Annotated in this window: 27 protein-coding genes; 16 read left to right on the plus strand and 11 right to left on the minus strand. The window is 32.0% G+C overall.

Annotated elements, in window-relative coordinates:
* Positions 1-8: 8 nt before the first annotated feature.
* Positions 9-629 carry a class A sortase gene (locus tag CAT7_RS06235; protein WP_007723318.1) on the plus strand — a complete coding sequence of 207 codons (621 nt, stop codon included), beginning with the start codon at positions 9-11 and terminating at the stop codon, positions 627-629.
* Between the two features lie 806 nt (positions 630-1,435).
* Here CAT7_RS06235 and CAT7_RS12550 read toward each other — a convergent pair.
* Positions 1,436-2,608, minus strand: a complete 1,173-nt coding sequence (locus CAT7_RS12550) for a YjiH family protein (RefSeq protein WP_232208116.1) — start codon at positions 2,606-2,608, stop codon at positions 1,436-1,438.
* Positions 2,609-2,854: 246 nt separating this feature from the next.
* On the opposite strand from CAT7_RS12550, the gene CAT7_RS06250 reads away from it, so the two are divergent.
* Positions 2,855-3,508, plus strand: coding sequence for an endonuclease III domain-containing protein (locus CAT7_RS06250; protein WP_007723323.1), 654 nt, complete (start codon positions 2,855-2,857; stop codon positions 3,506-3,508).
* A 111-nt stretch (positions 3,509-3,619) separates the two neighbouring features.
* Positions 3,620-3,964, plus strand: a complete 345-nt coding sequence (locus tag CAT7_RS12190; RefSeq protein WP_083790546.1) for a PPC domain-containing DNA-binding protein — start codon at positions 3,620-3,622, stop codon at positions 3,962-3,964.
* A gap of 161 nt (positions 3,965-4,125) precedes the next feature.
* Here the strand turns inward: CAT7_RS12190 and CAT7_RS06260 are convergent, their stop codons facing one another.
* From CAT7_RS06260 to CAT7_RS06275, 4 genes are all read right to left on the minus strand, one after another.
* Positions 4,126-5,427: a M20 family metallo-hydrolase gene (locus tag CAT7_RS06260; protein ID WP_007723329.1), complete on the minus strand. Its 1,302-nt coding sequence runs from the start codon at positions 5,425-5,427 to the stop codon at positions 4,126-4,128.
* Positions 5,428-5,771: 344 nt separating this feature from the next.
* Entirely contained in the window at positions 5,772-6,497 is a 726-nt protein-coding gene (locus CAT7_RS06265) for a Fic family protein (protein WP_007723331.1), read from the minus strand.
* Positions 6,498-6,680: 183 nt separating this feature from the next.
* On the minus strand, positions 6,681-7,091 hold the full coding sequence (locus tag CAT7_RS06270) for a hypothetical protein (protein WP_007723333.1): 411 nt from the start codon (positions 7,089-7,091) through the stop codon (positions 6,681-6,683).
* A gap of 29 nt (positions 7,092-7,120) precedes the next feature.
* Positions 7,121-7,939: a ParA family protein gene (locus tag CAT7_RS06275; RefSeq protein ID WP_007723335.1), complete on the minus strand. Its 819-nt coding sequence runs from the start codon at positions 7,937-7,939 to the stop codon at positions 7,121-7,123.
* Positions 7,940-9,207: 1,268 nt separating this feature from the next.
* On the opposite strand from CAT7_RS06275, the gene CAT7_RS12315 reads away from it, so the two are divergent.
* From CAT7_RS12315 to CAT7_RS06285, 3 genes are read left to right on the plus strand one after another with little or no spacing between them, the layout of a single operon-like run.
* The gene (locus CAT7_RS12315) at positions 9,208-9,363 is read left to right on the plus strand and encodes a hypothetical protein (protein ID WP_007723337.1); all 156 of its coding nucleotides are present in this window, start codon (positions 9,208-9,210) and stop codon (positions 9,361-9,363) included.
* Positions 9,353-9,634, plus strand: coding sequence for a hypothetical protein (locus tag CAT7_RS06280; protein ID WP_007723339.1), 282 nt, complete (start codon positions 9,353-9,355; stop codon positions 9,632-9,634). The genes CAT7_RS12315 and CAT7_RS06280 overlap by 11 nt, the downstream gene beginning before the upstream one ends.
* Before the next feature lie 59 nt (positions 9,635-9,693).
* Positions 9,694-10,443: a DUF6557 family protein gene (locus tag CAT7_RS06285; RefSeq protein WP_007723340.1), complete on the plus strand. Its 750-nt coding sequence runs from the start codon at positions 9,694-9,696 to the stop codon at positions 10,441-10,443.
* Between the two features lie 232 nt (positions 10,444-10,675).
* Here the strand turns inward: CAT7_RS06285 and CAT7_RS06290 are convergent, their stop codons facing one another.
* Positions 10,676-10,951 (minus strand): helix-turn-helix transcriptional regulator, encoded by a 276-nt coding sequence (locus CAT7_RS06290; RefSeq protein WP_007723341.1) that lies wholly within the window; start codon positions 10,949-10,951, stop codon positions 10,676-10,678.
* A gap of 5 nt (positions 10,952-10,956) precedes the next feature.
* On the minus strand, positions 10,957-11,319 hold the full coding sequence (locus CAT7_RS06295) for a type II toxin-antitoxin system RelE/ParE family toxin (RefSeq protein WP_007723342.1): 363 nt from the start codon (positions 11,317-11,319) through the stop codon (positions 10,957-10,959).
* Positions 11,320-11,551: 232 nt separating this feature from the next.
* Here CAT7_RS06295 and CAT7_RS06300 point away from each other — a divergent pair, with 232 nt between their 5' ends.
* On the plus strand, positions 11,552-11,917 hold the full coding sequence (locus CAT7_RS06300) for an ArsR/SmtB family transcription factor (protein WP_007723345.1): 366 nt from the start codon (positions 11,552-11,554) through the stop codon (positions 11,915-11,917).
* 16 nt (positions 11,918-11,933) lie between these two features.
* Positions 11,934-12,548 carry a CadD family cadmium resistance transporter gene (locus CAT7_RS06305; protein ID WP_007723350.1) on the plus strand — a complete coding sequence of 205 codons (615 nt, stop codon included), beginning with the start codon at positions 11,934-11,936 and terminating at the stop codon, positions 12,546-12,548.
* 111 nt (positions 12,549-12,659) lie between these two features.
* Here CAT7_RS06305 and CAT7_RS06310 read toward each other — a convergent pair whose 3' ends face one another.
* A complete protein-coding gene (locus tag CAT7_RS06310) occupies positions 12,660-12,974 on the minus strand; it encodes an ArsR/SmtB family transcription factor (protein WP_007723352.1) in 315 nt (104 codons plus the stop codon).
* Positions 12,975-13,230: 256 nt separating this feature from the next.
* Here CAT7_RS06310 and CAT7_RS06315 point away from each other — a divergent pair, with 256 nt between their 5' ends.
* The 8 genes from CAT7_RS06315 to CAT7_RS12010 all read left to right on the plus strand — a co-directional run bounded on the left by CAT7_RS06315 (position 13,231) and on the right by CAT7_RS12010 (position 20,007).
* On the plus strand, positions 13,231-15,150 hold the full coding sequence (locus tag CAT7_RS06315; protein ID WP_007723354.1) for a heavy metal translocating P-type ATPase: 1,920 nt from the start codon (positions 13,231-13,233) through the stop codon (positions 15,148-15,150).
* A gap of 139 nt (positions 15,151-15,289) precedes the next feature.
* Complete coding sequence (locus CAT7_RS06320) at positions 15,290-15,841, plus strand: tyrosine-type recombinase/integrase (RefSeq protein ID WP_007723360.1); 552 nt, start codon at positions 15,290-15,292, stop codon at positions 15,839-15,841.
* 159 nt (positions 15,842-16,000) lie between these two features.
* Positions 16,001-16,612, plus strand: coding sequence for a hypothetical protein (locus tag CAT7_RS06325; RefSeq protein ID WP_007723363.1), 612 nt, complete (start codon positions 16,001-16,003; stop codon positions 16,610-16,612).
* Positions 16,609-16,956: a DUF4288 domain-containing protein gene (locus tag CAT7_RS06330; protein WP_007723366.1), complete on the plus strand. Its 348-nt coding sequence runs from the start codon at positions 16,609-16,611 to the stop codon at positions 16,954-16,956. Before CAT7_RS06325 ends, CAT7_RS06330 begins: the two co-directional genes overlap by 4 nt.
* A 211-nt stretch (positions 16,957-17,167) precedes the next feature.
* A complete protein-coding gene (locus tag CAT7_RS06335; protein WP_007723369.1) occupies positions 17,168-17,497 on the plus strand; it encodes an AbrB/MazE/SpoVT family DNA-binding domain-containing protein in 330 nt (109 codons plus the stop codon).
* The gene (locus tag CAT7_RS06340) at positions 17,487-17,774 is read left to right on the plus strand and encodes a type II toxin-antitoxin system RelE/ParE family toxin (protein WP_007723371.1); all 288 of its coding nucleotides are present in this window, start codon (positions 17,487-17,489) and stop codon (positions 17,772-17,774) included. The genes CAT7_RS06335 and CAT7_RS06340 overlap by 11 nt, the downstream gene beginning before the upstream one ends.
* Before the next feature lie 186 nt (positions 17,775-17,960).
* Entirely contained in the window at positions 17,961-18,167 is a 207-nt protein-coding gene (locus CAT7_RS06345) for a hypothetical protein (protein ID WP_007723374.1), read from the plus strand.
* 103 nt (positions 18,168-18,270) lie between these two features.
* Positions 18,271-20,007, plus strand: a complete 1,737-nt coding sequence (locus CAT7_RS12010) for an ArdC-like ssDNA-binding domain-containing protein (RefSeq protein ID WP_007723376.1) — start codon at positions 18,271-18,273, stop codon at positions 20,005-20,007.
* Positions 20,008-20,214: 207 nt separating this feature from the next.
* Here the strand turns inward: CAT7_RS12010 and CAT7_RS12320 are convergent, their stop codons facing one another.
* The 3 genes from CAT7_RS12320 to CAT7_RS06360 form a co-directional block, all read right to left on the minus strand.
* Positions 20,215-20,379 (minus strand): hypothetical protein, encoded by a 165-nt coding sequence (locus CAT7_RS12320; protein WP_007723177.1) that lies wholly within the window; start codon positions 20,377-20,379, stop codon positions 20,215-20,217.
* Positions 20,380-20,470: 91 nt separating this feature from the next.
* Positions 20,471-20,698 carry a hypothetical protein gene (locus CAT7_RS06355; protein ID WP_007723178.1) on the minus strand — a complete coding sequence of 76 codons (228 nt, stop codon included), beginning with the start codon at positions 20,696-20,698 and terminating at the stop codon, positions 20,471-20,473.
* Between the two features lie 4 nt (positions 20,699-20,702).
* Positions 20,703-20,948, minus strand: coding sequence for a hypothetical protein (locus tag CAT7_RS06360; RefSeq protein WP_007723180.1), 246 nt, complete (start codon positions 20,946-20,948; stop codon positions 20,703-20,705).
* Between the last annotated feature and the right edge of the window lie 64 nt (positions 20,949-21,012).

A 21,012-nucleotide genomic window follows, 5' to 3' on the forward strand; every position in this document is an offset into this window, starting at 1 on the left:
AGATAGAGATGGGTAAAAAAACGAAATTAATCGGTTTTGTAATGATTTTTATAGGTATCTGCTTGACCCTGTGGGTACCTATACAGCAGCTCATTGTAGTAAATTTATCAGGAAACCTAGTAGAAGAGTTCGAATCAGGTCAGATAGTGGATAATCAGATAAAGGAAGGAATGTTTGATTTTACAAATGTAGAGAGCATAAAGGCATCCTCTATTCTTTCTTTATCTAAATTTGAAAGTAGTCAAGCTATTGGAGTGATTTCTATTCCAGAGGTAGAGATGAAAATTCCAATCTTAAACGGAATGTCGCAGAGTAATTTAATGGTTGGAGCAGGAACGATGAAAAAAAATCAAAAAATAGGAGTAGGTAATTATGCTTTAGCGGGGCATAATTGGCGAGACAAAAAATCATTATTCTCACCATTACATCAAGTTGAAAAAGGAATGGTGGTCTCTATTACGGATATGGAAAGCACACATCATTATAAAATTGATACGATTATGCTTGTCACTCCTGATCGTATTGATGTAATAAATGACACTGCAACTCCTAAACTAACGTTAGTTACTTGCAACTATGATGGAACAGAAAGATTGATTGTACAAGCAAGTATTATAGATAGTCTTTAAAAAAATATTAAGATAACCAAAGATTTAAAGAGCAGCCAATCGAATTCGATTGGCTGCTCTTTTTTTGTTCTTTATTTAAAATCATAAATATCCCTTACAATCTCTAACATTAAAATTTTTAATTAAGATTAAAAGTAATATAGTATGACTTTCTGATAACTTCTATTTATAAAAAAACACCAAAAATACTTGTTTTTGGGAATAGTCCTTTATCATTTACAAAGCATAGATATATACATAACAAATGGAGGTATACTCAGAATGTTCCAGAGAAGTACTGAAATAAAAGTTGAAACCCTTTTTGTAATAACGGTATATTTTTATGTATTTTAATTAATTAAAACTTATCTACAAGTATAAAGTGCTAATATAATGTATGTAGTTAAATTAAACAAAAAAAAGCCCCGTAGACGCCAATCTACGAGACAATAAACTTATATAGGTTCTGTAGTTCTATTATATTTGTCTTTTTGAGGAGTGTTAATTAGCAATTCTTTTTTTACGACACAAGAGTCAAGCTTTGTGCGTGACAGGCTTCGCGTTGACCGTTTGACTAATCGTCGCTGTAACTAGAAAGGCTAAGGGATCAAAATAAATACTGAATGTAGCCTTTCCCCCTTAAGGGGAATTCTATCGTTAATGACACGGGCGATAATCCTGATCCTCAGACCAGGAGATTAAAGCAGGGCTCTTAAGGACAATTTTAAAGAAATTTAAACTTATTTTAGTGACGCTAACGCATAGAGTTGTGGTACTTTTTAATCCAAACTCTCGCTACCATTAATTTTAAGTATATATAATAGTATTTAATATAAAAACTTAACAAATAAAATAACGAAAGGTAGTGCGATGAATGTTCTTTGGACAAAGATTATGATAACATCTAAAAATTTCTTAACTATATTAGTAGATGTTAATAATGTAGCAATTTCTGACATGAAAATAAGCTGAAGAATACTCATCATAGCAATTATAGTTTTACTTTCAGCTGAAGAGATACCTTTTCCTAATATTACAGGTAAGTAGTTATCTGCAAACCCAGACATAATAGCACTGGCTGTTACACGTGCATCTTCTACGTTAGCTAAAGTTAATACATATTCTACTGGTAAAGAAATCCATCCTAATACAGGAGTAAATAGAGAAATAGCAAGAGCGGCGGTTCCCCAGAAAATAATAATTGGTGTTAACCATAGTACGTAGAATAACATGTTATCAATTTTTGAAAGAAAATTATTAACTGTTACATCGTTAGCACGTTCACTTGAACTTACGAAAGCATTATTTAAAGCTGAACCTTGTTTTTTAACTTTAATTTTTGTTTCAGAACTTCCATCAACATATAAATCTGGATAGTTTTTAATAGGTGGGATTCTGACACCAATAAAACCTAAAATAACTCCTATTAAAGTAATACCGATAAAAATAGCACCGAATGAATCCATAACATCTAAAACAGAACATACTAGTACTACCCATCCAACACTTGAAGTAGAAAATAGACTACCAATAACTGCTGCTTCTTTGACTGTGAAATAACCTTTTTTAAAAAGTTCTTGAGTTCCAATAATTGCTGCGTTACCAGGACCAACCCATGCACTAATGATATTAACTGCACAAATTTCTGAAACTTTAAAAATAGGTCTTACAATGAATCCTACAAAGGATCCTAGAAACTCCATAGCACCAAATTCTAAAATAAAAGTTTGGAAAAGTAACATTACTGGAACTAATACTCCAAGTTGTGTAGCTAAATCAAGCATAGCACCACCTGTATCAGGAGATACTAAAAAATTTGGTCCAACTTTAAAAAATACAGCAACAGCAATGGTTGCTCCAATAATTCTGTTAATTGTATAAAAAAGTGTTGTTGAAAAGAGTTTACTCAATAATCTTTGTTTTTTTATAAAACTATTAGGCATAAGTTGATCTATAAGAGCTAATAAAGCACTTGCTACTACAGAAATAACTAACAGCAACTGTAACTGATCATGAAATTTCGCTATAAATAATTTTAAGTAGTGGAAAAGGACAGTATCCATACCATTAGAAAAATTAAAAGGAATAAGAATCTAAAAATATACCTATAAATGTACCAATTAAAAACTTTACAAAACCTATTGTTTTATTATTATTTCTTTGCATTATTACACCTACAATTCATTTTTTTATAATTATTTTTCATTAATATATGAAATTCGTTTTAAAAAAGGATTTAAGTGACTATGAAAACAGATAAACAAAAAATACAAGTATTAAACCAATTAGTCGATTATTATGGCTTCCAACATTGGTGGGAAGATGATAACCGCATTTCGGATTGGGTCTCAATGATTTTGATTCAGCAAACGACTGAAAAAAATGCGAAAAAGGCTCTTAAAAACTTAGAAAATGTTTTAACTGTGGAACAGTTGCAAAAGATAGAGATAGAAAAATTACAAGAACTGATTCGTCCAGCAGGATTTTTCAAACAAAAAAGTCTCTATATTAAAGCGTTGATTCAATGGTTTGTTTCTAATGGTGGGGATTTTGAGATGTTTCGCAGCTATTCAACAGCTGAATTGAGGAAAGAATTGTTATCAATAAAAGGAGTAGGTTTTGAAACAGCTGATGCTATGCTTTTATATATTTTTGAAAGAAACGTATTCATTGCAGATCAATATGCGATTCGCTTATTCAGCCGGTTAGGGTTTGGTGAATATAAAAATTATGAAGCAATGCATAAAGAGTTTAACCATCTTACAAAACAAATTCCTTATGATTTATGTAAAGAATGGCATGCTGCAATTGATCTTCATGGTAAAAAATACGGAAAAAATAAAGAACTAGATGAAACTTGGTTGTTTCATGAAGGAAATAAATATTATATATTAAGTTAAAGAAAGGGAGAGTTTATGGATTATAAAAAAATAGATACTAGTATTTTTGTAAGAATTGATAAAGATGAAGAAATATTAGATAAGATTCAAGAAATATGTAAAAAATAAAATATATTATCAGGTTATTTTCAAGGTATTGGAGCATGTGGAGAAGTCATCGTTTCTACCTACCAATCTGAAACAGAAGATTTTCTAGACCATAAGAAAACGGGAATGCTTGAGTTGGTATCATTAATGGGAAATATTTCAATGGATGATAGTGGAAGCCCTCTTTTGCATAGTCATGCAAGTTTTTCTTATTTAAATGACACCGATGAACCTGCTATTATAGGGGGGCACTTGACGAAAGCAACTGTTCTCTATACAGCAGAAATTACTATCGTACCTGTGAATAATGAAATTGGAAGGATGATCGATCCATTAACTGGGATTAATGTCTGGAAGTTTAATCATTAAAATTTATTGTAGTGTGTGATGTTTTAGAACAGTAACTAGTAGGTAATAAATAGTTAAATACCCTGATAAAGCTTCTGAGAAGCACTTAAATAGAAGAAATTGAAGAATAAAAACCTACAAAGCAGTATTCTTCAATTTCTTTTATTTTTTTTTATTCAATTTTAGTACTGCAATTTTTCTATATAGGTTTTTAGTACGTGTATGGTCTGGATGCAGTCGTTTAAGTCTGACCATTCCGCCGGGTTATGACTGATGCCATCTTTACTCTTAACAAACAGCATGACTATCGGAATTTGTGCTCCGAGAACCATTGCATCGTGTCCTGCTCCGCTTGGCAAACGATAAGGACGGATGCCGTTTACTTTCATAGCCTCTTCAAGTAACTCTTGTCGGTCTTCAGAAATGGGCACGGGTGGACTCTTTAGCGTTTCTTTATACGTAACAGACAATTTGTGTGATACTCCAATTTCTTTTCCAAGCTGAATAATGCGATTGACTAAGGTATCTCTTGATTCTTCATAGATATCTCTACTATCGACATACAAGGTAACTTTCCCAGGGATGACATTAACTCCATTAGGTTCTACATGAAGTTTTCCTACTGTGGCTACAGCGGTATCATTAATTTGCTGTGGAATTTGAGTGAGTTTGACTATAAACTCACTGGCAGCAAGTAAGGCATCTTTCCGGTCATTCATCGGTGTATTGCCTGCATGACCCGCTTCTCCTTGAAAGGTGTATTCCAGCCAGTGAGGTCCGGCAATTCCTGTCACAATTCCACATGGAAGGCCTTCTTTTTCTAAACGTTTTCCTTGCTCGATATGTATTTCAATAAAGGTTTCGATATCATCCAAATCCCGTTTGGCAGTAGAGTAACTTTCTAGACTTAACCCCACATCTTGCAATACTTCTTCAAAACTTTCCCCATTAGTGTCTTTCTTTTTTATCTTCTCGTCTAAGTCGCCTGATCCCATAAAAGCTTCACTTCCATTCAAGCCACCATGGAATCTCGATCCTTCTTCATCAGAAAAAATAACGACTTCAAAAGGTTTTTCTGGTGTGAATTCTGCCTCTCTCCAAGCTTCTGCAACTTCCAAAGCAGATAATACTCCCAATGGACCATCGAAGTGTCCACCATTTGGGACACTGTCGACATGAGAACCACTTAATACGGCAGGTACACCTGGGCGTTTGCCTTCCAGCCGACCAAATACATTGCCTGCTCCATCCTGATGTACAGAAAGTCCGGCTTCTTTCATCCATTTCATGACCAGTTCTTTTGCTTCTTTTTCTTCAAATGAAAAACCAGTACGATAAGAACCATTCTGTTCTGTTAATCCAATTTTTGACAAAGCTCCTAACCGTTCGGCTAATCGCTTACCGGAGACACCAGTGTAATCAAGTGAAACGTCATACGTTTCAAGTAAATTTTCTTTTAAATTAAAAATTGTTTTTTGGCTCATAAAAATCCCTCCTACTCATAATTATAACAGACGACTCACTATAAAATAGCTCATCTATAAAGGACACTTTTTCGAGTGTCTAATTTTTGGTTCATACACTAATGATTATTTTCAGGAAATCTTTATTTAGATTAAGTAGAGAACCCCACGAGTTAAGAAACACCAATAGGGCTATCGATATAACAAATAGCAAAGAAATTTTGAACTACATTCTATAGTTATAAATGAATGTAACTCAGGCAACTATATAGATAGATACATACAAACAAATTAAAACGTTCTTAAAATGCTTCTGAGAGACACTTAAAATCAAAAAAATTGAAGAATATGAGCTTAAAAAAGCTTTACTCTTCAATTTCTTTTATTTTTTCTTGTTCCATATTTTGAAATGCTATCATTCGTTTAGTTTCTTTATCTAGGATTGATTTAGCAAAAGTTACAAAAGAATCTATGTCTTGAGTTGCTAAAATTTCAACATACTGTGCTTTTGTATCCTTTTCAATAATTAATGGAGGAAATCTCTCCTGTAATAAAGAATAGTTCATCATCATCCGACCAGTTCGGCCATTCCCATCTGAGAATGGATGAATCCGTTCAAACTGAATATGAGTATCCAAAATAGCCATTAACTTAGCTTCCCTATCTGTAGATATACTTAAACGATAATTTAAATTATCAATTAATTGAGAAACTAACAAAGGTGTTTCTGATGGTGAAGCTGTTTGAAATTCAGCACCTAAAATCATATTTTCATTCTTTTTAAATTGACCTTTATCGTATTGTAATCGATCTGTTAAATCAGCGTGTATCTCTTTAATAATGGTGGTAGAAAGGGTCTCTTCATTTATTAAATGATTTATCATATGATCAAAAGCTTGCTTGTGGTTCTCAATCTCATAAAATTCTCTAACTGTAGCACCGGAACTAATGGGTAAAGTACCATTTACAATGATAGAAACGGTAGCAGGTAAAGAAATAGTATTTCCCTCAATCCCTGCCGAATGATGAGCTAATCGTACTAAAATATCTTCAAAGTAGTCGCTAGTTATGGATTTGAAAAATTTATTCACTTGAAGGCCTCCTACATTTAATATCTACACAAAAGTATACTTACGCAAGCTATTCAACAGTGTCTGTGTGAGTATTCTTAAAATTCTGAGCTTAAAAAGTCTTTTGCATCTACGCATCTTTAAAGTTAACTATACAAAAGTATACTAGTATACTTTTGTATAGTTAACTTATTTTCTGCAAACTTATTTTTTTGAATGCTCGTAAAGATGTTCGTACATTTGATTGTAACCCTCTCTTTGACGGTTAGTTAAGCGTGCGTTTACATAACTTTCAATTAGCATTTGCATCATATCGTTTACAGTTGATTTATCCATTTCTTCTAATTCTTCAATAAAAGGTTTTAATGTATTTAGTCTTAGTAATACATCAGGAGATAATTTAGCTGTTTTTGTAGCTTTAAAAAAGTTTTCGGGTACCTTCTTCTCTTGTACTTTAAATTGTTTTTGAATTTGTGTTTTTTTGTTTTCAATTGGAAGATCATTTGGTGAATGGATAGGTGATCTACCAAAGTCATTAGTTCCTTTTATGGATACATTTTTTTCTTGGAGACTACTTTTTTGTCTTTTGATAATTGGTTCAAATGACTTACTCATAAAATACTCCCTTCTCCCATTCTAAGCAGTTAAATATTTTCTAAATACGCTTCATGGTCATTCAATTCATTTAAAACATCTATGAAAATTTGATGAGCTTTTCCATCCCACATTTCTACTTTTCCATTTGCATTAGTGTTCATGTGAACACCTTCTACATCATATACTTTTAAACGTTCTTGGTAATTTACAATAGTATCAATAACATTGCTGCCATACATTTCTCTTGCTTGATCTAAAACTCTAGTATCCACTCGTCCACCTTGTCTTAACATCATAGGAATAATTCCAACAACTTGTAAGTGGGCATTATAGTTTTCTGATAAAAATTGCATGTAAGCAATATATGTTTGGGCACCATCTAATGAGAGTTCTTGGGTTTGAAGAACAATAATACAATAATCGGCAGCTATCATAGCATTGTCTGAGTAATCAGATATCGTGGGAGGAACATCTATATAAATACGATCATAACTATTTTTGAAGGGCTCAATTAATTCTTTTAAATAAGAAATTTGAGCTATTTCATTATCTGGGTATTTATCAAAAAGAATCTTTGATAAATTTCTAAAGGATGTATTTGCTGGTATCATATCTAAATTATCCATGACATGAACGATTTCATCGGTAAGGTTTCCGTTTCGAAAACCATCAGTAATTGATTTTGATATGTTATCAAGATTTCCAGTTTTAGCAAGCACTCTAGTAGCATTGCCTTGAGGGTCCATATCAATAACTAAGATACGTTCCTTTAAATATGTAGCTGCTTCATATGCCAGCATAGTTACGGTTTTTGTTTTGCCAACCCCGCCCTTAAAGTTTCCAACAACATAAACTTTTCCGTTCATTTGTTTACCTCCTAATTTATACATAAGTATACTTATGTATAAATTTTAACATTTAAAAACATAATATGCAACGGTATACTACTGCGAAAGTTACTTATGTGTAGATGTAACAAAAATGAAATATAAGCATAAGTATACCAGTATACTTATGCTTAAGTTAAAAAGTATACTAGTATACCAGTATACTACGCACAAGTATACTGGTATACCAACGTATAAATATACCAGTGTACTTGTGCGTTATCCTTATAATTCATTTAAATCACTGACATAGTAACATTTCCCTATAAATTGTTTTCGTTTATACCTAAAGAAAACTATACGTTAGTATACCAGTATACCGTTGTATAGTTTTTTTAGCATGTAAAAACTGCTACACAAACTACGCGTTAGTATACTGGTATACTAACGTTATTTTCATACAGTATACTAGTATACTGTTGTATAGTTTGTTAATAGAAAAAAGCATTTACTTCACATTTTAAGTGCGTTAGGCTCGATATAACACTAAAATTAAATAAAAAAAAGCCCCACGAATTGGCGTTCGTAGGACAACAAATTATTCTGATTTATGTATTGTCATTATACCAAGCACCTGGACAAATGGCAATTGGCTTTTTTACCAACACAGGAGCCAAGCTGTGTGCGTGACAGCATTTAAGTAGACAGGTTAAGCATACGCCGCTGCAATAAGGAATGCTAGGAACAATCAAATAGGGTCGCTATATCCTCTATTGTTCTGAATGGTGACCACGACCGATTTGAACTGGTGGGGGAGGTAATCCAGGTCTGATTTAGACTGGTAGCTTAAAACAATACTCTTAGGGTGGATTTTAAGAGTGTTTTAAGCGTGTTGAGACAACAACACCGACGATATAGCATGTGAAGCAGGCTCCGACTCGATCCGAGGCTAGAATATACATAAAAGACACATTCGTACTCTAGTTCAGCTTAAATCTATTTTAGGCTGTGCTAGGGTACAACTATGCTCATCTCACCAATTTCTCTCACCTCGGCTAGCAAATGAGAAAACTTATGTCAACCGCTTTTATTTACTACATAACTTAAATAAAAGGATATATATCTTATGATGGTAACGAATCAATGAGTAAAAGTCTAATGTATGGCAATTAAGTTTGCTTATAGCTTAGATAAATTTTAAGAATAGTAAAATTATTTACTGAGAAACACAAAATACAAATAAATATAATTGCTTAATAAAAAGATTTAGGGAAAAATAAACGACTATATTTAGTAAGGAGGGTAGTATGAATATACATATTATTCAACATGTTTCATTTGAAAATCCTGGTCAGATTATGAACTGGGTACAAGAGAATAATCATACAGTCAAACTAATAAAAGTATTTAACGGAGAGCCTTTCCCCAAAGCGGAAGAAGTATCTTTTTTATTTGATAAGTGAAGGATTTACAAAACCTTGCCATGCTACGTCTTTATATTCTACTGAAAAATGGGAAAACCAAGGGTTTCGTCTGTTCAATGCGATAGGATTACAATTTCATTTTGAAGTGACCAAAGAAACTGTGAAAGAGATTGTAGAAGCTGATTCACAGTTTCTTTTACAATCAGTTTTCTCTGTGACACGAGAAGGAACAATAGATTTTCCTGTTCCTGATGAGAATAAAGACAGTATATTTTCGATCCTAAATACATTGGAACGTGAAGTGAAATAAGTACATTGTATTTATTTGATGGATTGGGCTTGAAATAAAAGAATGGAGGAAGACAAAGGATGATCTTAAAAGAGGTTGTAACAAACTATTTATTTAACGATGAAATAATACAGACTATCGCTAACTACTGGAAGAAACACTATTACCAAGAGGAAGAGGTTACTGTTGGTAATATCAAAGAAAAGTTAGTTAAGTTGAGAGAAGAATTGGATAGAGTAGACACAACGGATGCTGCTTCTACTGGTGAATATAGTTTTACCGCTAAATGGATTGAAGATGCTTTCACAGAAGAATTAGTGATGGATATTTTTTGTACCTTTAATGAAGATGGAAAGCACTACTCAATTGATTATCTTTCTTTTAAAGAGATGCTCCATTATAACGTTATATTTCCATTGGATATACCTAAAATCGATTTTTTAAGCGAATTGCTATGGGAGGTTACTTTTGAGGGTTTTACTGAGGAAAGTAAGACTGAAAGTCGCAGGGAGTTAGAAAATAGAATTCAAGAATCTGATGAAGTTCAAAAATCAATGGCTGATGTTAAAGCGTTCATTGTCTTTTTTAAAGAAGAATGTTCAACTGATAAACGCATATCAATAATTGACCACTTCCAACCACTGACGGAATCTGTTATTGAAGACTGGTCAGACATTTTTGATGAGACCGAGGATGAATCAAGTGAAGTATCTTTTTGGTCAAATGTAGCTGTGCAAAAGCAAGATAAGCAGCTATTAGAAGAATTTCTTCAAGTTTTCAAAGAGGAATATGACTATTTTGTTGATCAGAAGTCACAAAAGAAATTATAAGATACAAAATCACATAGATTAGTTTAAAAATTTTAGCGGTGATTTTTTCTAAATAAAATACTTCTTATTGAAAAACTAATGGTATTGAGAATAAATTTAAGAGAATTTATTTGGCTTAGATACGTTAAATTAGATAAAATCGTGTATCAAAATAAGCTCTCTCAGTACTCCTTATTCGAGGGTTGAGAGAGCTTATTTTTGATTTTATAACAACAAAATTTCTTCGTATAATTTAATTTTTCACCAGTTCTTTAGTTGTTTTGTCGATAAATGTGAGTTCTAGGTTTAAACCATCTGCAATTTTTGTAATGGTCTTTAAAGAAGGAGCATAAGAAAAGTTTTCTACACGAGCTATTTGAGCCTGAGAGACATGTACTTTTTCAGCTAATTCTTTTTGAGTTATATTCTTTTCTCTACGGAGACTGGCTAATAAAGCAGTCAACTCAATAAGATTTTTGTCTTCTTGAGAGATACTACTAATGTCTTTTTTTACATCTGTCCATTTCATGCTAATCATCCTTTCTTGCGTTCTAACCAATCAGCTAATTCACGTTTAGCTTGTTCAATTTCTCTTTTAGGTGTTTTTTGGGATTTTTTTCTAAACTGGTGTAATAAAATTAAGTGATTATCTTCTAAGGTTGCAAAAAACACGCGATTAGGTATTGGGCGTAATTCCCAAATTTTACCCTCAATCTGTTTAACAAGAGGCTCCCCTATAAAAGTTCCGTCATATTCCAGACGTTCCATTTGATAATAGAGCTTTTTTAAGGTTGATTTATTTTCTTTAGTCGGGTTACTATCCAGTTCTTTGATCCAATCTACTATCTGGCTTTGGCCTTTCTTATCTTCATAGAACTCTATTTCGTATTTTTTCATAGAAACTCCTATCACTCTCTGTATACCTCTACAATATATCAAAAATGATATATTGTCAAGTTCGATAATTGCTTTTCAATACATGAAATTGCTTAAAATAGTGTATCAAAAATCTTGTTTTATCAATGTTGAATTTATTTGAATTATCTACAGATTAACTAATTATTGACAAAATAATGTTTAGATAGCTATACTTCATTCAAATGTTCGTTTGAATGAGGTGGGAAAGTTAATGAATGCAGAAGTATGTACAACTACTAGTATACATAAAGAAAAAGTAGCTAGTTTTAAAAACAATTTAAAAGATAAAGACCTTTCAACTTTACTTGTATTAGGAAAATGTTTTAGCGATTCTTCTAGGATTAAAATTTTCTATGCTTTAGAAACGTATAAGGAGATGTGCGTTTGTGATTTAGCCGCGATACTTAATGCTAGTATTGCTACAACGTCACACCATTTACGTTTTTTAAAAAAGAATGGAATGGCAAAATCACGTCAAGATGGAAAAGTAGTTTATTACTCTTTAGCGAATGAAGAGATACTTTCCGCTGTGCAGTATTTTCTAAAATTGTCAGAAAATAGTTCTATGAAAATTTAGTTTGGAGGAAGTTATTTTGTTACAAAGCATTATATCAGCACTCGCTGTTTATATTTCTACCAGCATTGACTATTTATTTATCTTGCTGATTATTTTTTCTCAAAGTCATACAAAAAAAGGGCTCCATCAGATTTATTGGGGTCAATATCTGGGAACAGGTATCTTAGTAGCCATAAGTTTATTTGCATCATACGTGCTAAATTTCATTCCACAAGATTGGATCATTGGGCTTCTCGGTCTTATTCCGATTTTCTTAGGAATAAGAGTGGCATTGGTCGGCGAAGAGGAGGAAGAAGAAGAGGACGTCGTTGAAAAGCTTGAATCAAGAGGAACAAACCGCTTCTTTTGGACCGTTGCCTTAATAACAATTGCTTCTGGTGGCGATAATTTAGGGATTTATATTCCTTACTTTACCTCGCTATCTTTTTCAGAAATTTTCACAGCTTTAATAGTCTTTGCTCTATCTGTTGCGGTTCTTTGCTCTATCAGTTACAAATTAGCCAAAATTTCATTTATTTCCGAAACGTTAGAAAAATATGAACGAATCATTGTTCCTATCGTCTTTATTGGTTTAGGAATTTATATATTGATCGAAAATGGCACGATTCAAACACTATTAAATTTTATATAAACAACTACGATAATGAAATTCAAATAAAAAAAGACAACGAGTTAAGATCTCGCTGTCTTTTTTTATTTGAACTAATGAATTGTAAAATCATTTTAACCATGTAGTTTGTCTTTATTTTTCTTGTTCTTCGATATGAGTTGAAACTTGCTCAAGAATACTAAAAATATGAAGATCGTCGAGGCTATAAATCATATTTTTACCAGCTCTTTTTGATTTTACTAATCTTGAAGTCTTTAAAGTTTTTAACTGGTGAGAAATGGCTGATTGTTCCATACTTAAAGACTGCGCAATTGCTCCAACACTAAGTTCTTCTTTCTGTAAAAGAAATAAAATTGAAAGACGTGTAGGGTCACTAATCATTTTAAATATCTTACTTACCTCTTGGATAGAATCATTCGTTAACGGAGAAGTTGATGATGATTTCATAAAACTTCCTCTCTTTCATATGTGTGTTCGTTCATTCATGTTTAGATTAGCACAAGATTTTTATAAAGCAAGGTTTTTCCATAAGTAGAGCTGTTTTATAGTCCAATTTTTTTATTAACTAAATAAGATAACTATTTTTTTGACAAATCAGATAGAGCAATATATAATGAACGCATAAACATATGAATGTTAGGTCATGTGTAATTCGTAAGCGTTACGATTTCAAAAAATAGTTTTATTAAGAAGGGTGATAGAAATGAAAGAGATTCAAGAGCAACACTCACACGAAAATAATAGTCACGATCATGAACATGATCATGGGAAAATGCCAATTATTTTGTACTTTATTGGTTTAGGATTGTCGCTCATTGCGTTATTTTTAAACGGAGAAACTAGTTTATTACAGAATAGTTTATTTTCCATTGCTTCAATTAGTGCGGGTTATCATGTCATTATTCTTGAAGGAATTGGAGAAACGATTGAAAACTCAAAAATCCAACACAAATTTACACCTAATTCTCATATTCTAATGGGAATAGCTGCAATAGGTGCATCTCTGATAGGAAGTTTTTGGGAAGGAACGTTATTGGTCCTTATTTTCTCTGGAGCACATTTTCTTGAAGATTACGCTGAAGGAAGAAGTAAAAGGGAAATTACAAAGTTACTCGAAATGAATCCAACGACTGCTAGACTAATCATGCTAGATGGTAATACAACCATTGTTGACGTTAAGGAATTAAAAGTAGGAGATCAACTTCAAGTACTAAATGGTGACCAAGTGCCTATTGACGGAGTGATAGTATCTGGATCTACGTCGATTGACGAATCTTCTATAAATGGTGAGAGTATGCCTAAAGAAAAGACTCAAGGAGATGGAGTATTTGGAAGTACAATTAATGGAACGGGTACTTTCACTATGGAAGTTACAAAAGAAACTAACGATACTGTCTTTTCAAAGATTTTACAACTAGTGAATCAAAATCAAGAAAATCAAACAAAAGCGTCTACTATTATCCAAAAGTTTGAGCCTAAGTATGTTAAATTTGTTTTAATTACAATTCCTCTTGTCATTTTAATTGCTCCTTTGTTGTTTGACTTGACATGGTCACAAAGTATTTATAGAGGATTAGTCCTTTTAGTCGCAGCTTCTCCGTGTGCTTTAGCAGCAGCTACCGTATCCGTAACATTATCTGCCACTTCTAATCTAGCAAAAAGGGGCGTACTTTCAAAAGGAAGTGCCTATTTGTCGCAATTAGCCGATATTCAAGCCATTGCCTTTGATAAAACAGGAACATTAACGAAAGGGAAACCGGAAGTAACAAATTATTATTTTTCTGATTCTGTGAACGAAGAAAATATGATTGATATCATTGTAGCTCTTGAAAAAGAATCAAATCACCCGTTAGCAAGTGCTATTTTAAACAAGTTTGAATCAAAAAATAAACGAACTATTGAAGTGGAGAATCAGATTGGAAAAGGTTTAATAGGCGATTATAACGGAAAAACTTATCGTATAGGAAAACCAACTTCTTTTGAAGCTGTGTCGGATCACTATACACGTTTGAATAAAGAATGGGCTTCAGAAGGAAATACGGTTGTATACGTATCAGAAAATGAAAAAGTAATTGGTCTGATAGCATTAATGGATATTCCAAGTGAAAATGCGAAAGCAACAATAGAGTACTTTAAGAAGTGTGGTATCCATACCACTTTAATTACTGGGGACTCTGAAACGACTGGACAAGCCGTTGGTAAACAATTAGGAATAGACCAAGTAATTGCGAACGTCATGCCGGAAGATAAATCTAACATTATCAATGAACAAAAGGAAACCTATGGCATATCTGCTATGGTGGGAGATGGTGTCAATGACGCACCTGCTCTTGTAAAAGCAGATGTCGGAATTGCTATGGGAGATGGTACGGATGTTGCAGTAGATGTATCTGATCTAGTGTTAATGAAAAACGATTTGTCTAGATTGGTAACAGCTCATGAGATTTCTTTAAAAATGAATCGAGTTATTTGGCAAAATATTATTTTCTCAATGGTAGTTGTAGCTTTTCTAATTATCGTAAGTTTATTAGGATTAACGGATATAGCCATTAGTGTGATTGTTCATGAAGGAAGTACCTTAGTTGTTATATTAAATGGTCTTCGATTATTAAAGTCTAAATAAATACATGAAATTGGATAAAATCGTGTATCGAGAATCCTATTAAACTAGGGTTCTTTTTTTATAATGCCTTTCAATACACGATTATGTGGTATACTAAACGAAATCATGTATCACTTTTATGAGAGGAGAGGGCTTTTAAATGAGTTACAACGTCCAACCATTACGGACCCAGCAAGAAATAAACGACTTTTTATTCTGTTTAAGGCGCAATAAAAACGCAGATCGGGATGTTTTTCTGTTTTTGATCGGCATTAACAGCGGATTACGCATGTCGGATATCGTTAAATTAAAGAAACAAGATATTATTTCTTCAAAAAATCCCCGAATTGTCGAGAAAAAAACAGGGAAAACCCGTATTTTGTATTTAAGCAGTTTGCAGGACTTGATCCTGGACTATACAAAAGACTTAGAATCAGAGGATTATTTGTTTCCCAGCACCAAAGGTGGGCATGTAGAAGTCAATACAGTCTATCAGATGTTTCAAAAGGTCGCTAAGTTGTTAGGAAGAGACGATATTGGCACGCACACGCTGCGGAAGACGTTTGGGTACCACTATTACAAGAAAACCAAAGACGTGGCTACACTGATGGAAATATTCGGTCATAGCAGCGAAAAAATTACAAAGCGCTATATCGGAATCAACGAAGATGAAATTAGTGAGACATTGCTTAATTTCAGGTTAGGTTTTTAAATACATCTCTTTTTTATAAACAAATAACTATATTGAAAATCGAATTAAACTACTTAATTAGTCATGTAAACTAATGGTTGCTAAACATAAACCATTAGTTGCGTTACTTTTTCTCCTTAAATAGTGATAATAAAATTAACAAATTTAAGGAGGAGTTTTATGTTTAATCGAAAAAAAATTGCTTTATTATTTTTATCTGTGACAACTTTAAATGCTTTAATTCCAATTGCTTCAGTCTCTGCTGATACATCAGATAATTCAGAACAAGTTTTTACATATGATGTAAAATTAGCTGATGGTGAATTTGTTGGTGAAGATGGGAATATTTATAATACAGGTGATTTAATCTCTGCTTTTGAAAATGAAGAAGCTATTATTATTGAAATAGCAAGCATGGAGGAAACTAATTCCTCTGGAATACAAGTAGCTAATTTTGCTCCAGGAGTTTTAGCCCCTTTTATTGGTTCTACAATTGCTATTCCTGGTATTGGGCAAGTTGTAGTGACAGCTGCTGGATTAGCAATTGGTGGGGTTGTTGTTTATAAAGCAGGGTCTTGGGCCTGGAATAAAGCGAAAGCTTATTTCTCTGATGAGTCTAATTGGACTGCAGATCAAATAATTTCTAAAAAAAGAAAAGGAAGTATTAGAAGAGAATTTCCTAGTGAATATTTAGGAAAAACGTTAAAACAAATTGATAAGGAAGCAAAGCAAGGAAATGCTAAAGCTAAAAAAGCTAAAAAAATATTACAAGATGGGAGATTTAAAAAATGATTGGTAAATTTTCTATAAATATTTTATTACAGTCATTTAACCAAGCTGACGAAACACCTAGAGACAGTTTTGAAAATAAAATAGTTCTATACAATTTCGAAGAAGAAATTAATAATAAAAATCTAAAAGAACTTATTTATAAAAGTAATTATGAACTACCATACACAGTTGAAGATGAGACAGTTGTATATTGGAAAGTAGTAAAAATTATTGATATTTTTGAGATTGATTCAGAAATGACATTTACAAACAATACTGAAGTTTATAGTCGTTTTTTTATTGATCAAGGATCTAAAGATGAAATTTTAACTAAATTTTTTTCAGATTATGTATGGGAAGATTAAAAAAATAAAAATACCTTAAAATAATTAACTATCATCCAATTATTATAAGGTAAATTTATTCTAGGACACTTAACATAATTAGCGTTAAACCAAGTAAAACTCCTTTGGAAATTATGCTGAAGGAGTTTTATTATTTTGTATTTATGCTAAAAATAGAGTACAATGTAATTACTAAGTAATTACACAACGTTTAAATGATGGAGGAAATCATATGATTACAAAAACAAGAAAACAAGGAAATTCTATTATGTTAACTGTACCTAAAGAATTCGATGTTCCCAATGGTGTTGAAGTAGAAGCTAAGCTTGTAGAGAATGGTATACTTTATGAGTTTGTAGAGCCTAAAAAAGAGTTTTTTGATTTTAGTGAAGATGTTTTAGCTGATATTCTTTCAGAAGGTTATAACAAACAAGATATATTAAAAGAATTTAAAAATAGAAAAAGTGAGTTAACTTCTGCATTTAGATCTATTGCTGAAGATACTGTTGTCAATTCTAAACCGATGACAAAAGAGGAGTTGGCAGCAGAAATTGGCTTATGAGATTCTACCTTCTAAATACGTAGTAAAGTATCTAAAAAAATTAAAAGAGAAACCATTAAAAGAACAATTTTTAAGGATAATTTATGATGAGATAGCCGTACATCCTCATTCGGGAGAACAAAAAACTGGTGATCTATCAGGAATTTGGACTATGGGATTTAAGTATGCAGGTACGAGCTATCGAGTTGCATATGAAATTAAAGATAATACAGTGATACCTCTATTACTATGTGGAACGCATGAAAATTTTTATGAGCAATTAAAAAAGATTAGGTAAGAACCTAATCTTTTTTCGTCTATAATTACTTAACATAAAACCCATTAACAAAAGTACTCAAAACCCTAATTAATTTTATAACTAATATTTTCTGAATCATAAAAGCTAGTTGTAGGCATATTTTTAGCCCTATAACTAGCTTTTATTTATGCTTAAAGAAGAATAAACAAGAAAGGTGGGATGATTATGTCTGATCGTTTAGCGTTAGCTTTAAGAGTTTTAGAAGGGAATAAAGTTCTTGTTTACCTTCCTGAAGAGAAAAAAGAAGTAGAAATTCTGGTAGAAGAGTATATTTTTGCAGATCTGAAAGAAAATATAAGTAATGAAGAAGGCTATTATTTACTTTTAGAAACAGAATCTGATGGAGTTGTTGAGCATGGAGAACTCATCTAATACATTTCATAAATGGTTATTGAAAACACTACACGAGAATGAGTTAATGTTGGAATTAAAGGATATAACGCTAAAAAATGAGCTTCAGCATAGTTCATAATTTTTGAACGATTTCTTAGTCGATGATTGGTTTAGTAGTGAAGAGGGTACTTCTATTGCCGATCAAGTTGAAATTAATTTAGACAGACAAAGGGAAAATCATCTTCAGAAAGATTTTCCGTTATTTATAGCAGGAAATCTTGAATTAATGGTTTCTAAAAGTACAAAGAATAAAGGGTATCAAATTACAACGTTTAATCATACAGGAGCATTATCAGATCACCAGGAAAATTCACTAAAAGGCTGTTTGAAGTATTTAAAAGAATTAAATGCCTATCCTTTAGATAAACACCTGTCAAGCTACTTTAGCCAAGAGGGGAGTATAACAATGGCCAACCAGTATAAAAAAAGTTCAGAAGCTGAAAAGAAGAAAGAAATTGACCAACTAACCGAAAAAATGACTACACAAGTTCAAACTTATACAGAAACACCTGAACAAATGACGGAATTACTTGATTTTATGAGCCAGTTCAGAGATTACTCTATCCGGAATCAATTCATGATTCGCTCGCAGCATAAAGGAGCAAATGGAGTAGCATCCTATCAACGATTTAAAGAATTAGGCTTTCCAGTTCAAAAAGGAGAAAAAGGGATTAAAATTTGGGTTCCAATGACTGTTACCCAGTTTAAAATTAAAGATGGTGAGTGGAAAAATCAATCGAAAGCAACGAAAGAAGAAAAAGAATGGATAAAGAAAAATCAGACTACAGATAACGTCAAAACATTTACGCGTTTTAAGTTAGGGACGGTTTTTGACGTGACACAAACACATGCGAAACCAGAAGACTATCCAGATATTTTCCCAAATAAAAAGAATCATTTTGACTTTAGAGGGAAAGATTTAGATTTATTGAATCAGTCACTACTGGAGTATTCAAACATTACTAATATTCCAATAAGCAAAGAACCGTTTCCTAATTCGGCTGCTAAGGGGTATTATAAGCCGTCTACTCATTCTATTGCCCTTAATATTAAAAATACGGAAACCGAGAATGTACACACGTTAATTCATGAATTAGCACATGCTGAGATGCATAATAATAACAAACTAAAAAATAAAGAGTTAACTATGCAGGCAGCTCCTGTTCTTGAATACCAAGCAGAAATGACAGCGTATGTAGTAGGGAAGTATTACGGATTAGATACAGAAAAGCATTCCTTACGTTACATATCTAAATGGACGAATAATTTAGAAAAAGTTGAGGACAAAATAAACTCTTTATCAGAAGTGAAAAAAGCTTCTGGAAAATTAATTGATCAACTAGATTTGATTATTGAACAAACAACCGAAAGAAAACAAGGACTGAGTCCCGATAAGGACGAAGTAATTGCTACAAAGTTAGGATTTTTGACAGATCAAAACAATCAAAATCAATACAATCAATTGAAAGATACAACTCTTAAAATAAACACCATTCAACTATTAAAAAGTAACCCTAACGATAAGTTAACTCTTTATTCGATTGAACTTGTTTCTAAGGAACAGACATTTGATTATGTTATGGCTACCGGTAAAAATAAAAAAGAGATTGCAACCAATTGGGTAGGAGAAAAGACAGCTGATGAATGGTTAAAAGAAGACGTTAAATATCGTGTGTTGGATAAGGATCTTAATCAAGAATTAAATATGGAAAAAATAAAGGATTTAATTAACCTAACCGAAAACGAAAAAGTACCGATGAATGTTTTTTCAAATCAAGTTAACTCTGATACTAAGAAAGTATCTTCCCCATCGTTATGACAATAATTATGAATTTGAGATTAAAAGGATGGAATAACTGGTTATTAATCAGTCATTCCATCCTTTATTTCTTTTTTAATTCAATGTATCCTTTTGTAAATATATGTAATTTTTTGAATGAGTTTCGCGTATTTATTGAGTAGTATTAAGTTAATTCTCAAACTTAATACTACTACCATCTAATGAATTTATTTAAGGGTATACAAATTAATGAGAATTTAACCATACATGCCCTTTTTCTTGAGCTTCTTCTTCAGTAAATTCATCCATATTTTTAAACATAGCATCCCATAATTTATCAGCTTGATCTTTATCTAATTTAAGATCTTTGCAAGCCAATAACATATAACCTAAAGCTTGTTTATTAGTCATTCATATCATCCTTTCTTGGACTTTTTAAATACATTGCTTCCACAGTATAACTTTTAAAATTAATTTCCTCAATTGTTTAAAGAGTAGTTAACTATTTAAATTTAATAGTCTTATTCGCATTAACATAACTTGAAAACATCTTTAATAATTCTTCTGTTTCTTCAACTGATAAATGTTCACATTCAAAATAATTTTCTAGTAAAGCGCCTTTTTGAATGAGTCTTTTCGTTCGTTCTTTTCGTTTCTTTTGAGAGTCTAATTGAATGGATCGTTCGACTCGATTGATTTCTTGTTGCAGCTGTTTAAAGTGATTACTCATAAGTTTAACCTACTGTAGGTGATTCAACTGAATTAATAGAGTTTAAAGATTGGTCTTCATTCATTAAATCATAGCTATCTTTTAAATTATCTACGAATTCTTTTATTTCATTTTTTGTTAAGGATTCGTAGTCTAATCCAAATTGGTTAATCAATTCTTTTCCTAAAGTATTTTCAATTTTTTCTTTTTCCTCTAATAGCTCTTTTTTTAATTTTTCTATTTGTTCTAATTTTTTTGAAATGTTTGCCATGATATTTTTCCTCCCTTAATGTTTAAATTACTATACAAAATAGTATGACAGAAAGATAAATAAT

The organism is Carnobacterium sp. AT7, assembly GCF_000171855.1.
Classification (GTDB): Bacteria; Bacillota; Bacilli; order Lactobacillales; family Carnobacteriaceae; genus Carnobacterium_B; species Carnobacterium_B jeotgali.

Bases quoted from the DNA above. Each gene is read 5' to 3' on its own strand.
- CAT7_RS06235 (WP_007723318.1), top strand. From the start codon at position 9: ATGGGTAAAAAAACGAAATTAATCGGTTTTGTAATGATTTTTATAGGT.
- CAT7_RS06250 (WP_007723323.1), top strand. From the start codon at position 2,855: ATGAAAACAGATAAACAAAAAATACAAGTATTAAACCAATTAGTCGAT.
- CAT7_RS06260 (WP_007723329.1), bottom strand. From the start codon at position 5,427: ATGAGCCAAAAAACAATTTTTAATTTAAAAGAAAATTTACTTGAAACG.
- CAT7_RS06270 (WP_007723333.1), bottom strand. From the start codon at position 7,091: ATGAGTAAGTCATTTGAACCAATTATCAAAAGACAAAAAAGTAGTCTC.
- CAT7_RS06275 (WP_007723335.1), bottom strand. From the start codon at position 7,939: ATGAACGGAAAAGTTTATGTTGTTGGAAACTTTAAGGGCGGGGTTGGC.
- CAT7_RS12315 (WP_007723337.1), top strand. From the start codon at position 9,208: ATGAATATACATATTATTCAACATGTTTCATTTGAAAATCCTGGTCAG.
- CAT7_RS06285 (WP_007723340.1), top strand. From the start codon at position 9,694: ATGATCTTAAAAGAGGTTGTAACAAACTATTTATTTAACGATGAAATA.
- CAT7_RS06290 (WP_007723341.1), bottom strand. From the start codon at position 10,951: ATGAAATGGACAGATGTAAAAAAAGACATTAGTAGTATCTCTCAAGAA.
- CAT7_RS06295 (WP_007723342.1), bottom strand. From the start codon at position 11,319: ATGAAAAAATACGAAATAGAGTTCTATGAAGATAAGAAAGGCCAAAGC.
- CAT7_RS06300 (WP_007723345.1), top strand. From the start codon at position 11,552: ATGAATGCAGAAGTATGTACAACTACTAGTATACATAAAGAAAAAGTA.
- CAT7_RS06310 (WP_007723352.1), bottom strand. From the start codon at position 12,974: ATGAAATCATCATCAACTTCTCCGTTAACGAATGATTCTATCCAAGAG.
- CAT7_RS06315 (WP_007723354.1), top strand. From the start codon at position 13,231: ATGAAAGAGATTCAAGAGCAACACTCACACGAAAATAATAGTCACGAT.
- CAT7_RS06320 (WP_007723360.1), top strand. From the start codon at position 15,290: ATGAGTTACAACGTCCAACCATTACGGACCCAGCAAGAAATAAACGAC.
- CAT7_RS06325 (WP_007723363.1), top strand. From the start codon at position 16,001: ATGTTTAATCGAAAAAAAATTGCTTTATTATTTTTATCTGTGACAACT.
- CAT7_RS06330 (WP_007723366.1), top strand. From the start codon at position 16,609: ATGATTGGTAAATTTTCTATAAATATTTTATTACAGTCATTTAACCAA.
- CAT7_RS06335 (WP_007723369.1), top strand. From the start codon at position 17,168: ATGATTACAAAAACAAGAAAACAAGGAAATTCTATTATGTTAACTGTA.
- CAT7_RS06345 (WP_007723374.1), top strand. From the start codon at position 17,961: ATGTCTGATCGTTTAGCGTTAGCTTTAAGAGTTTTAGAAGGGAATAAA.
- CAT7_RS12320 (WP_007723177.1), bottom strand. From the start codon at position 20,379: ATGACTAATAAACAAGCTTTAGGTTATATGTTATTGGCTTGCAAAGAT.
- CAT7_RS06355 (WP_007723178.1), bottom strand. From the start codon at position 20,698: ATGAGTAATCACTTTAAACAGCTGCAACAAGAAATCAATCGAGTCGAA.
- CAT7_RS06360 (WP_007723180.1), bottom strand. From the start codon at position 20,948: ATGGCAAACATTTCAAAAAAATTAGAACAAATAGAAAAATTAAAAAAA.